Origin of the sequence: Streptomyces sp. NBC_00370 (assembly GCF_036084755.1) — a bacterium.
Taxonomy (GTDB): Bacteria; Actinomycetota; Actinomycetes; order Streptomycetales; family Streptomycetaceae; genus Streptomyces.
The window spans coordinates 1846464-1858880 of sequence record NZ_CP107968.1 but is presented as its reverse complement, the minus strand read 5'-3'; the positions used below and the strand labels follow the sequence as shown (position 1 = coordinate 1858880).

The following is a 12417-nucleotide window of genomic DNA, read 5'->3' as shown; positions in this document are numbered from 1 at the left end:
GCCGGGCCGGCCGCGCCTCAGCCGCTCAGGTAGGCGCGCCAGCCACCGTACGAAGTGATGTCGACGGCGCCGTCGAGCGCAGCGGGCTCGCACAGGAAGCCCGCGGTACTCGCGCCGTCCGCCAGCTCCACCCGGCCGATGGTCATGGGCCGGGGGAGCGCGGCCACGATGGTGCCCAGCCCCTCGGTGGGCAGCTCCCATACCTCGGCCTCGATCGCGGCACCGGCCTCGGTCCCGGTCTCGACTGCTTCTCCGGTGTGCACGAGGCCCGGTTTGGGCGGGTCGGTGCGCAGGGCGTAGAGCCGGTAGCGGGGTGCGGTGCTGGTCGTACGGACCAGCCGGGCGCCCGCCGCGAGCAACTGCGGATTCAGCGGCTGCCCGGACAGATGCGCGCCGACCACGGTGAGAGTGACGCGCTGGCGGCTCCGGCCCAGGTCTTCGGCCAGCGTCGCCAGCCGGTCGTCCGTGCCTGCCGGGCCGACGAGCATGACCCCGAAGGGCCTGCCGCGCACCTCACCCGCCGGGACGGCGACGGCGGCCAGGTCGAAGAGATTCGTGGAGTTGGTGAACCGGCCGAGGTCCGCGTTCACGCCCAACGGGTCGGCGGCCACCTCCGCGAGCGTGGGATGCCGGGGCGCTGTCGGCAGCAGCAGGGCGTCGGCGTCGCCCAGCGTCGCCAGCGCGGCGGCGCGCAGCTCCGCGAGGCGCGCCTGGTCGGCGTAGAGCCGGTGCGCGGGGATGTCCCTGGCCCGGCCGATGATGGTCGCCACGGTCGGATCGAGGTCGGCGGCGCCGGTGTGTTTGTCGATAAAGGCACCTACGGCGGTGTACCGCTCGGCGACGAAGGCCCCTTCGTAGAGCATCGCCGCCGCCTCGGTGAACGGGGTCAGATCGACCGTCACGAGTTGGGCGCCCGAGGTGGTCAGGCGCGCGGCAGCCGCTTCGTACGCCACGGCCCAGCCGTCCTCCAGCGGTCCGAGCTGGTCCGTCGGCGGTACGGCGACCCGCCAGGGCCCCGGGCGCCTGCGTGGTGCGTCGCGGCCGGTCCCGTCCCGGCCGGACTCCGCAGGATCGGCCATCAGCGCCAGGGCGAGCCGCGCCTCGGTAAGTGTTCTGGCGAAGACGCTGACACAGTCCAGGCTGGCGCAGGCGGGCACCACGCCCCGGATCGGCACCAGCCCGCGCGACGGCTTCAGCCCGACGATCCCGTTGAAGGCGGCGGGCACCCGGCCCGAGCCCGCGGTGTCGGTGCCGAGGGCCAGATCCACGATGCCGAGGGCCACGGCCACCGCCGACCCCGAACTCGACCCGCCGGAGATACGTTCCAGGTCGACGGCGCACCGTACGGCGCCGTACGGAGAGCGGGTGCCGACCAGGCCCGTGGCGAACTGGTCCATGTTCGTGCTGCCGATGACCAGCGCGCCCGCCTGCCGGAGCCGCGCCACCACGGGTGCGTCGCCGGCGGGCTCGTACGCGTAGGACGGGCAGCCCGCGGTGGTGGGCAGGCCCGCGACGTCGATGTTGCCTTTGACCGCGAGCAGGTGACCGAGCAGCGGCAGCCGTGGGGCGTCCGGCGGGTGTGAGGTGTCCGGCGTGCGCGTGGCGTCGGGTCCGCGTGTGTCGAGGGCGCGGGCCTCGGCTTCCACGTCCTCCTGCGGCCGCAGGGTGATCCAGATCTCGGGCCGTCCGGTTTCTTCGATACGCCGGTAGGCGGCGCGTACCCGCTCAAGGACGGTGGTGACAGGGCCGGTTGCCATGGGGGCCTCCTGAGTCATGACGGGCCGTCAGGCCGGGGACAGGATCAGCAGCGGGGTACCGGCCTCGACCTGGGCACCGGGCGCGGTCAGCACCCTCGTGACCACGCCGTCGGCCGGCGCGTGGACCCGGGACTCCATCTTCATCGCCTCCAGGGCGAGCAGCGGCTGTCCGGCCTTGACCGTGTCACCCTGGGCCACGTTCAACTGCCACACCGAGGCCGCGAATTCGGCCTCCAGCAGCCGGCTGCCCGGTGGGACGGTCAGCTCGGCCCGATCGGGGTGCTGCGCGGCCGGCTCTTGTGTCGCGCGGGCGAACTCGCCCGACGCCTCCCACGCCGCGCGCTCGGCGCCGAACGCCGCCGCCTGCCGTGTCTTGAACTCCTCGATGGCAGCCGCGTTCCGGGCGAGGAACCGCTGATGGTCGGCGAGCGCGAACGTACCGTCCTCGGTGCGCGGTACGAAGCGTCCCGCCGCCATGTCGGCGCGCAGCGCGAGGAGTTCGTCCGCGCTCACCGAATACCACTTGATCCGGTCGAAGAACCGCAGCAGCCACGGCTGTTCGCGCCAGCGGGACCAGACCTGGGTGGTCCTGCCCACGAACTGGTAGCCGCCGGGCCCCTCCATCCCGTACACGCACAGATAGGCGCCGCCGATACCGACCGAGTTCTCGGCGGTCCAGGTGCGGGCCGGGTTGTACTTGGTGGTGACCAGCCGGTGCCTCGGGTCCAGCGGCGTGGCGACCGGCGCGCCCAAGTACACGTCGCCCAGGCCCAGTACGAGATATTCGGCGTCGAAGACCGTGCGGTACACGTCGTCGACCGACGCCAGACCGTTGACCCGCCGGATGAACTCGATGTTCCACGGGCACCACGGCGCGTCGTCCCGTACCCCCGTCATGTAGCGCTCGATGGCCTCGCGGGTCGCCGGATCGTCCCAGGAGAGCGGCAGATGGACGGTGCGCGACTCCACCACCAGCTCGTCGGCGGGCGGCAGCGCCGCCTCGGTGCGGCGGAGCAGCCGCAGCAGTTCGGACTGCGGCAGCACGGCCGGATCGGTCCGGATCTGCAACGAGCGGATACCGGGCGTCAGATCGGTGATCCCGGGGACGGCCTGGGCCGCCAGCGCTTCCATCAGGGCGTGCACCCGCATCCGCAGCGCCAGATCGAGCTGCATCGGACCGTACTCGACCAGGATGTTGTCGTCGCCGCAGCGCCGGTAGGTGACATCGTCCTCCCGGTACAGGACGCCGCCGTCGACGATCTCGGGCCTCGCCTCGCCCGTGACCGTCACCGGGGTGAAGCGGACGGTGTCGCCGGGGCGCAGCTGTCCCAGCTTCCAGCGCTCGGCGGTCACGACGGTCGCAGGGCAGACGAATCCGCCCAGCGAGGGGCCGTCGGGGCCGAGCAGCACCGGCATGTCGCCGGTGTAGTCGACGGCGCCCACCGAGTACGGCGTGTCATGGATGTTGGACGGGTGAAGTCCCGCCTCACCGCCGTCGGTTCGCGCCCAGCGCGGGGTGGGCCCGATCAGCCGGACGCCGGTGCGGGCCGAGTTGAAGTGCACCTTCCAGTCGGCGCCGTAGAACGCCCTGATGTCGTCCTCGGTGAAGAACTCCGGCGCCGCGTGCGGACCTTCGGCCACTGCGAGCTGCCAGGTGTGCGCCATGGCGGGCCGTTCGGCGGGCGGCACAGCACCGGCGGACGTGGCCTCCGCACCCCCGTGCAGGACGTCCCCTGTCCGCAGCGCCCGGCCGCCGTGGCCGCCGAACCGGCCCAGGGTGAAGGTGGCGGCGCTGCCCAGGAAGCCGGGGACGTCGATCCCGCCGCCCGCGAACAGGACGTACGTCCGCAGCCCGGTCCCGTCGGGCGCGCCGACGGTGAGGGACCCGCCGGCGGGGACCGTGACCGGCTCCCACAGCGGCGCGGGTGCGGTGACTCCGCCGCTGTCGACGGTGACCGGTGCCGGGGCGCCGGTGACACAGACCGTGGTCGCGTGGCTGAAGCGCAACGTCGGTCCTCGCAGGGTGCATTCGAGCCCGGGGGCGCCTTCGTCGTTCCCCAGCGCGCGGTTGCCGAGCCGGAACGAGCGGCTGTCCATCGGGCCCGACGGCGGCACGCCCACCTGCCAGTAGCCGGTGCGGCCCGGCCAGTCCTGCACGGTGGTCAGGGTGCCGCCCGCCGTCACCTCGATGCGCGGCGTCGGATCGGTGACCGAGGCGAGGGTGGCGGTGGAATGGGTGGCCGCCGCCACCGACGGCTCGGCGAGGGCGGCGCGGACAAGCCCCAGATTGGTCTCGATGCCGTCGACGCGGGTGCGGGCCAGTGCCGAGTCCAGGGTGGCGAACGCCTCGGCCCGGTCCGCGCCCCGGGCGACGACTTTCGCCAGCATCGGGTCGTACGCGGTCGTCACCTCCGTACCCGTCTCGATCCAGGAGTCGACCCGTACGGCCGGCATGTCGGAGGGGAAGGCGACCTGGGTCAACAGCCCGGCGCTCGGGCGGTGTTCGCGTGTGGGGTCCTCGGCGTAGACGCGGGCCTCGACGGCGTGCCCGCGAGGTGCGGCGGGCTGCTGGACGACGTCGGTCTCGCCCTGCGCGAGCCGGAGCATCCACTCGACCAGATCGATGCCGTGGATCGCCTCGGTGACGGGATGTTCCACCTGGAGGCGGGTGTTGACCTCAAGGAAGTACGCCTCTTCGCGGGCGGCGTCGTACACGAACTCGACCGTCCCCGCCGACCGGTAGTCCACGGACGCGCACAACTCCCGCGCCGAGGAGGCCAGGCGCTCACGTACGGCGCTGGGCAGGCCGGGGGCCGGGGCCTCTTCGAGCACCTTCTGGTTGCGGCGCTGGAGTGAGCAGTCCCGGTCGCCGAGGGTGACGACCCGGCCGAGACCGTCGCCGAAGACCTGCACCTCGACATGGCGCGCGTCCTCGACCAGCCGTTCCAGGAACACCCCGGCGGACGAGAACGACGCGGCGGCCACCCGCTGCACCTGCTCCCACGCGTCGGCGAGCCCGGCCGCGTCACGGACGGCGCGCATGCCGATGCCGCCTCCGCCGCCGGTGGCCTTGAGCATCACCGGATAGCCGACGGCCTCGGCGGCGGTGAGCGCGGCCACGAGGTTCGGCAGCAGACCGGTGCCGGGTGCGAGCGGGACACCCGCCGCCTCGGCCGCCGCCCGGGCGGTGTGTTTGGCGCCGAAGAGGTCGAGCTGACGGGGCGTCGGGCCGACGAACACGATTCCGGCGTCCTCGCACCGGCGGGCGAAGGCCGCGTCCTCGGAGAGGAATCCGTAGCCGGGGTGGATGGCGCCGGCGCCGGTGTCCTTGGCGGCCCGCAGCACCAACTCCGCGTCCAGGTAGGACTCCTTGGCGGGCGCGGGACCGATCCGTACGGCTTCGTCGGCGAGGCGTACGTGGGGCGCGGGGCGGTCGGGGTCGGAGAAGACGGCGACGGTACGCAGCCCGAGCCGCCGCGCGGTACGGATGATCCGTACGGCTATCTCGCCCCGGTTGGCGACCAGCAGCGTGTCGAAGCTCATGCGGCGGCGCCCGAGTCGGCGGCGGCCGTGTCGGTGGCGGGCGCATCGGCAGGGGTCGTGATGGTCATCTCGACGGGGGTCGGGTCGAACCCGTTGCAGGGATTGTTGAGTTGAGGGCAGTTGGAGACCAGGACCAATACGTCGGTCTCGGCGCGGAGGGTGACGCGCAGACCGGGCGCGGAGATGCCGTCCACGATGCCGAGCGTGCCGTCCTTCTCCACCGGCACGTTCATGTACCAGTTCACGTTGGAGACCAGATCGCGCTTGCCGAGACCGTAACGGGCCCCCTCGCTCAGGAAGTTGTCCACGCACGCGTGCTGGGACCAGGTGTGGTGGCCGTAGCGCAGGGTGTTCGACTCCTTGGAGCAGGCGCCGCCGAGTGTGTCGTGCCGGCCGCAGGTGTCCTCGGTGACCGTCATCAGCGGGGTGTGTTCGTTCGACATCAGCACACTGCCGGTGGTGAGGTAGATGTTCGACTGCGCCTGGATGGTGTCGGGGGCGCTGTAGCGGACGGCGGTGTCCTGGGCGTCGTACACCAGGAAGTCCACGGCCTGGTTGCCGCGCAGATCGGTGAGGGTGAGGAGCCGGCCCGCGCGGACGACGGCGGACCAGGCGGCCCGGGCGGGTACGACGGTGCTGCTGGTGCCGGTCATCGGACGCCCTTCGCTGCGAGGAATTCGGCGGTGTTGAGGAACGCGCGGCGGCCCTCGGGCGTGGCGTCCCACAACGGGTCGCCGGGCTGCGTGGCGGCGGCCGTCCAGGCGAGTACTTCCAGCGGGGTACTGGTGTAGTCGGGCCGTGGGTCGAGCGGGTGGGGCACATTGGCGATCAGTACGGTCAGGTCCTGCTCGGCGCGCAGGGTCACCGAGCCGCCGGGGCCGGCCGAGCCGGTGAGGACCGGGGTGCCGTCCTTGCGTATCTCCACTCCCTGGAAGAACGAGACGGAGGGCGGCAGATCGCGCGGCTCAAGGCCGTTCTTGAGCGCGGCGAGCTTCAACAGCTCCCGTCCGGCGGGGGAGTTGGAGTGCACGGCACCGTCGCCGTACCGCGCGGTGTTCGAGGCGCGGGTCGAGGTGCCGCACAGCGCGTCGTGCCGGCCATCGGCGGTGTCCTCGGTCAGCGAGGCGAGGACCCGCCCCTGGTCGGACAGGAGCAGCCGGCCCGCGCGCAGATAGGCGTTCCACTGGACCTTGACCGTGTCGGCGGTGTTCAGCCGCTCCCAGGGCCGGCCGTCCGCGTGGAGCAGCAGATGGGCGCAGGCGTCGCCGCGCAGGTCGGTGAGGCGGATCTCGGTGCCGCGCGCCACGACACGATGCGTGTAGCCGCCGCCGGCGACGGTCTCGGCCCACACCAGATGCCCGGCGCCGCAGGGCGGCGCGGGCCAGTCGGTGGCCGGCACCACGGGCATGGCGTCGGCCCGGCGTCCCGCCTGGGCGCGGGCGTGGGTCCTGGCCCCGTGTGTCGTGGCTGTCTTCATGACTCGGCCTCCGGGCTCCTCGGTCGCTGCTTCCCTGGCTCTTAGGGCACTCCGTTGTTTCTGTCGCCCGACAGAAATTAGGCGGGGGCGGCTTCGGCGCCGTTGCCCGGCCGTTGCGCGCGCGTTACCGGAAACTCACCAAGATCCGGGGACGCGGCGCGCTGTGCGACGATCGGTGCATGGGCACGACGGGACGACGGGTCGGACGGCCACGCGCGGCGCAGCGACCGGACAGCGGGCTGTCCGCCCGCGACGAACTGCTGGGCGCCGCAGCTGAGTTGTTCACGACGCTCGGGTACGCGGCGACGACGACCCGGTCCGTCGCCGAGCGCGCCGGTATGCGCCAGGCGACGATGTACCACTACTTCGGCGGCAAGGAAGACCTGCTGGCCGAGCTGCTGGAATCGACGGTGGCCCCGTCGCTGACCCTGGCCAGGGGACTGCTCGCCGACCGCGACCGCCCGGCCGAGGACCGGCTGTGGGAGCTGTGCCGCTCCGACGTGCAGCTGTTGTGCGGCGGCCCGCACAACCTGGGCGGCCTCTACCTGCTGCCCGAGGTCCGGTCGGAGCGCTTCACCGGCTTCCACCGCACCCGCGCCGACCTCAAGGACACCTACGGCAGCCTGCTGACGGCGACAGCACCGGGCGCCCGCCTCGACCCGGCCGAACGGGCCCTGCGTACGGACCTGGTCTTCGGCCTGATCGAGAGCGTCATCCTCGTCCACCGCTCCGACCCCGCGCGCCCGGTCGAATCCTTCGCCTCGGCAACGGCGGACGCGGCACTACGCATAGTCGGCGTCCCGACCAAGACCGCCTGAGCCGACGTCACCGGTCCAACGCGGCAGCCAAATGGGCCAGTTCACCGACCCAAGGTGCCCGATCGCCGAACCCGGGCAGCGGCGTGTGCGAAGAGATTAGCCGGGTTCCGCTTGTTCCGCCGGGAGTTGCCGAAACTGCCACGAGTCCCCGTTCGTCCGGATACATTCACGCACCCCGGTGCAAAACGTCCGGAAAATTGTCTTAAGGGGACATGTCACGTGAGTCAGCAGCACGACCCGCTCCCGCAGCCGGACGGACCGGAGGCGGAACCGTCGCCGCCCGGTCCCGGTTGGTTCGCGCGGCATACGGTGTTCACCACCGTCGGGGCAGTCCTCCTGGTCCTTGTTGTCGGCAGTATCGCGACCGGCGGCGGGGGCCGGGATCCGCGTGGTGAGGACACCGCGGCCGTGCTCCCCGCCCCGGGTGGCGGGGAGGAGTTCGGGGACGGTGACTACACCGTCGGCCAGGACCTCCCCGAGGGCACGTACGTCTCGGACGGCGCCCGTTCGGCGCCCCCGCTGATCTGCTCGGTGACCACCGAGCCCAGCGACCCGGACCGGCTGCCGCAGTTCCGCGCGGGCGGCCGGAACGAGCGGATCGAGATCACCCTGGACACCGCCGACGGCGTGGTCACCGTACGGGGCTGCCAGCCGTTGACGCTGCGTCAGCAGCCGGCGTAGATACGGACTTGAGCGGATCCGGCCGACGGCCCCGCCTCGCTACGAACGCGCGGTACAGACCGCCCAGTCCCACCGTGGCCAGCAGGAACAGGATCGTGAACCACTGGAAGTACCAGTGGCCACCCGCCGGGTCGTAGACCGTGGCTCGGGGCCAGGCCAGGTTGACCGTCATCGCCACGCCGTAGAGGCAGGCCAGGGCGTTGACCGGCAGGCCCCAACGGCCCAGGGAGAAGAGCGGCTTGCCGCTCTCGTCGGTCGTGTCGGGGTGTGTTGTGTCGGCCCGCGTCGTGTCGTACCTGCCGCGCAGTCTGCGGAGCAGCATCGGGGCCGTGACCATCAGGTAGGCGAGGTAGAGCATCGCGATGCAGGTCGTGCCGATGGCCAGAAAGGCCTCCGGGGAGGCCAGGTTGAGCAGGCACAGGGCGGCCGCCGCCACGCCCACCGTCAGGGCCGTCGCCGTCGGCATGCCCGTGCGGGGTGAGACCTTGGCCAGCAGGCCGGCGCCCGGTAGGGAGCCGTCGCGGGCCATCGAGAAGAGCATCCGTGAGCCCGACGTCTGGATGGCCAGGGTCGCCACCGCGATGGCCACCACCACGTCGACGAGCAGCGCCCGGCCGACGCCCTCCCCGAGAGTGCTGGTCAGTACGTAGGACAGGCCCTCGGTGCCCAGCCGTCCGTCGGTCAGGCTCGGCGCCGCCAGCACTCCGCCGAGCAGCAGCAGCCCGCCGAGGACCCCCGCGGCGGCGAGGGCGAGCAGGATCGTACGGGGCGCGGTACGCCGCGGGGAGCGGGTCTCCTCGCTCAGCTCGCCCGCGCTGTCGAACCCGATCAGTACGTACGCCGCGGTGAAGGAGCCCACCAGCAGCGCGCCGATCGCGCCGCCCTGGCCGCCGGTGTGCAGCGTGACGCCGGGGCCGCGGTCGGCGTGGGTGAACAGCAGCACCACGATCAGCACAGCGCCGACGATCTCGGCCGTGACCCCCACCCGGTTCACCACCGACATCACGCGGTTGTCCAGCAGGTTCACCACCGTCGTCACCACCAGCAGCGCCACGGCGAGCAGCGCCGCGTTCGCCGCTCCGCTCGCCGACGCCGGTGAGCTGTCCGTACCGACGAGCTGGAAACCGCTCCAGATCGCGGGCAGCACGACCTGGAGCGCGAGCGCTGCCGCCGCCACCACGACCATCTGTCCGATCACCATGATCCAGCCGGCGAACCAGCCGAACGACGGGGTGGAGAGCCTGGTCGACCACTGGTAGATCGCGCCCGACAGCGGGTAGCGGGCGGCCAGTTCGGCGAAGCAGGCCGCGACGAGCAACTGCCCCGCCAGCACGGCGGGCCAGGTCCAGAAGAAGGCGGCCCCGCCGAACGAGAAGCCGAACGCGAAGAACTGGAAGACGGTGGTGAGGACGGAGATGAAGGAGAACCCGGCGGCGAACGACGCGTACTGCCCCAGGCTGCGGTGCAGTTCCTGGCGATAGCCGAAACCGGCCAGCGCGACTGAGTCGCCCTGGCCGGCCTCGGAGCGGGCTCCGGCTGCGGATGCGGTGACGCTCATGAAGGGCCCCTGTCCCTGATTCTGTCGATTGACAGAAATTAGGGAGAGGCTGTTTCACCGGCGTGTCACCACGGTCACATCTTCGGCATCAGCACCGTGTCGATGATGTTCACCGTCGCGTTGGAGGTGGGGACGTCGCCGCAGACGATGTTCGCCGAGTCGTTGACCTTGAAGGCGTCGCCCGAACCGGCGGTCGTCAGGGTGCCCTTCTCCAGCGTCGGGTACGTGCCGCTCGCCAGGTCCTTGGTGGTGAGCTTCTGGCCCACGACGTGGTACGTAAGGATCTTGGTGAGCGTCGCCTTGTCGGCGAGCACCTTGTCCAGGTCGGCCTTCGGGATCTTCGCGAACGCCTCGTTGGTCGGCGCGAACACCGTGATGTTCTGGGCGCTGTTGAGGGTGTCGACGAGCCCGGCCTTCTTCACCGCTGTGACCAGCGTGGACAGGTCGGGGTTGTTGGAGGCGGCCGTCGCCACCGGGTCCTGCGCCATGCCGTCGAAACTGCCGGCGCCGCTCGTGGGCACCGAGGCACACGCCGGGCCGAAGGGCTTGCCCGCCATGTTGTCCATGCCGTCGCTCGGCATGTCCGAAGCCGGCTTCGACGCCTCGGCGGCGGCCGACGCCTTGCTGTCGGTGTTCGAGTCGCTCTTGTCGTCGCTGGAGCAGGCGCTGAGGGCGAGCGGCAGGACGACGGCACCGACGACGGCGAGGGCGGCACGGTGGAGGCGAGTGGCGATCATGAGGTTCTCCTTGGAGGTGATTCGAGAGGTGATTCTGAAAGTGATTCAGGGGTTTTCAGGGGAAGTTCGGAGAGAGCGGGACGCCGGAGGGCTCAGGTCACGGCGACCACCACCGAATGCCAGCCGGTCGCGCCGTTCGGTACGGTCCCGACGCGCTTGTCCGTCTGCGTGTAGCCGTCCCTGTCGGTCGCGCGGACTTCGAGGGTGTGGCTCCCCGAGGAGGCCGGCCACTCCCAGGTCCACTGCCGCCAGGTGTCCTTGCTGTCCTCGGCCGCCAGCCGCGCCTCGTGCCAGCCGCCGCCGTCGACCCGTACCTCGACCTTGGCGATCCCCCGGTGCTGCGCCCACGCCACCCCGGCGACGGGCACCTTGCCCGACTTGGGGCTCGCGAACGGCCGGGGGGTGTCGATGCGGGACTCGGTCTTGATCGGGGCCCGCTTGGACCAGGTGCGCTTGACCCAGTACGGGTCGTAGTCGTCGAACGTGGTGAGTTCGAGGTCCTCTATCCACTTGCAGGCCGAGACGTAGCCGTACAGACCCGGCACCAGCATCCGGACCGGGAAACCGTGCTCGAAGGGCAGCGGCTCCCCGTTCATGCCGAGCGCCAGCATCGCGTCACGGCCGTCCATGACCGTGTCGACGGGGGAGCCGATCGTCATGCCGTCCACCGAACGGGCCACCAGCTGGTCGGCCGGGCCGCCCTGGGACGGCGGTTTCACCCCCGCCTCGCGCAGCAGGTCGGCCAGCCGCACCCCGATCCAGCGGGCGTTGCCCACATACGGGCCGCCGACCTGGTTGGACACGCAGGTCAGGGTGATGTCGCGTTCGATCAGCTCCCGGCGCAGCAGATCCTGATAGGTCACGGTGAGCGGCTTGCGGACGCCCTTGCCGTGGATCCGCAGCCGCCAGCTGCCCGCGTCCACCCGTGGCACGACGAGCGCCGTGTCCACCCGGTAGAAGTCCTTGCTGGGCGTGGTGAAGGGGCTGAGCCCCTTCACCCCCAGCTCGGCGCCCGCCGGTACCGGACGCGCCGGTGAGGCGGGGCGGGGCAGCACGATGTCCTGACGTGAGGCGGCGGCCTCGGCGGCCCCTGATGCGTTGAGCCGGCGCCCCGCTACGCCCGCTCCCGCCGATGCCGCCACCGCGGCCGTCGCGGCGATCACAAAGCCGCGCCGGTCGAAGGTGCCTGCCGTCCCGCCCGCCCCGGCGACCGCGAACGGCCCTTCCGACACGCCGGAAGCGGGAGCCGGGGCGGGACGGGCGGCCAGCCGGCCGGCCAGCAGATACAGCACTCCGCAGGCCAGCACGCCACCGACGGCCGAGGGCAGCGCGTCGAGTGTGTGGCCGTCAGGCCGCCCCACCGCCGCTACCGCCCCGACCACACCGAAGACCAGAACCAGGGCCGAACCGACCCGCCGCCACCGCAGCGCGACCACTCCGATCGCCATGGCGAAGAGCGCCAGGAGGACCAGGATGCCGAGCTGCAGGACGAGCTTGTCGTTCGTGCCGAAGTGCCGTACGGCGAAGTCCTTCAGCTCGGGCGGCGTGCGGTCGATGACCGCTCCGCCGACCGCCGTCACCGGACTCGACTCGGGCCTGACGGCCGCGGAGACGAGCTCGGCGACGCACAGCGCGGCGAGGCCGGCGAGCAGGCCGCTCAAACCCGCCAGACCCACCCGCACTGCTGTAAGGACTTTCCGATCTTCGCTCACGTCGGCCATTCGGTGCGAGAACCACGGCGGATTGGTCGTTCACCCGAAGGAATTGAGGTTGTCGCTGTATCAAGAAAGATCGCCGCAGAAACCAATCCCGCGGCCCTCCGGCCTCGAATGCACTGTGCGGGGCC

At 71.7% G+C, this 12417-nt stretch carries 9 protein-coding genes; 2 read left to right on the top strand and 7 right to left on the bottom strand.

What is annotated here, in order from left to right; translation table 11 throughout:
* Positions 1–17: 17 nt before the first annotated feature.
* From atzF to OHS57_RS07920, 4 genes are read right to left on the bottom strand one after another with little or no spacing between them, the layout of a single operon-like run.
* Entirely contained in the window at positions 18–1757 is a 1740-nt protein-coding gene (gene atzF, locus OHS57_RS07935) for an allophanate hydrolase (RefSeq protein WP_328581495.1), read from the bottom strand.
* 27 nt (positions 1758–1784) lie between these two features.
* Positions 1785–5300, bottom strand: a complete 3516-nt coding sequence (locus OHS57_RS07930) for a 5-oxoprolinase/urea amidolyase family protein (RefSeq protein ID WP_328581494.1) — start codon at positions 5298–5300, stop codon at positions 1785–1787.
* Complete coding sequence (locus OHS57_RS07925; protein WP_328581493.1) at positions 5297–5953, bottom strand: urea amidolyase associated protein UAAP2; 657 nt, start codon at positions 5951–5953, stop codon at positions 5297–5299. Before OHS57_RS07925 ends, OHS57_RS07930 begins: the two co-directional genes overlap by 4 nt.
* Entirely contained in the window at positions 5950–6777 is an 828-nt protein-coding gene (locus OHS57_RS07920) for an urea amidolyase associated protein UAAP1 (RefSeq protein ID WP_328581492.1), read from the bottom strand. The genes OHS57_RS07925 and OHS57_RS07920 overlap by 4 nt, the downstream gene beginning before the upstream one ends.
* 179 nt (positions 6778–6956) lie before the next feature.
* Between OHS57_RS07920 and OHS57_RS07915 the strand changes: the two genes are divergently transcribed.
* Both OHS57_RS07915 and OHS57_RS07910 read left to right on the top strand, forming a co-directional pair.
* Entirely contained in the window at positions 6957–7595 is a 639-nt protein-coding gene (locus OHS57_RS07915) for a TetR/AcrR family transcriptional regulator (RefSeq protein WP_041991421.1), read from the top strand.
* Positions 7596–7814: 219 nt separating this feature from the next.
* Entirely contained in the window at positions 7815–8276 is a 462-nt protein-coding gene (locus OHS57_RS07910; RefSeq protein WP_328581491.1) for a hypothetical protein, read from the top strand.
* Here OHS57_RS07910 and OHS57_RS07905 read toward each other — a convergent pair.
* The 3 genes from OHS57_RS07905 to OHS57_RS07895 all read right to left on the bottom strand — a co-directional run bounded on the left by OHS57_RS07905 (position 8227) and on the right by OHS57_RS07895 (position 12292).
* Entirely contained in the window at positions 8227–9834 is a 1608-nt protein-coding gene (locus OHS57_RS07905; protein WP_328581490.1) for an amino acid permease, read from the bottom strand. The genes OHS57_RS07910 and OHS57_RS07905 overlap by 50 nt on opposite strands.
* Positions 9835–9908: 74 nt before the next feature.
* Positions 9909–10571 carry a fasciclin domain-containing protein gene (locus OHS57_RS07900; protein ID WP_041991427.1) on the bottom strand — a complete coding sequence of 221 codons (663 nt, stop codon included), beginning with the start codon at positions 10569–10571 and terminating at the stop codon, positions 9909–9911.
* A gap of 92 nt (positions 10572–10663) precedes the next feature.
* A complete protein-coding gene (locus OHS57_RS07895) occupies positions 10664–12292 on the bottom strand; it encodes a molybdopterin-dependent oxidoreductase (protein WP_328581489.1) in 1629 nt (542 codons plus the stop codon).
* Positions 12293–12417 lie beyond the last annotated feature (125 nt).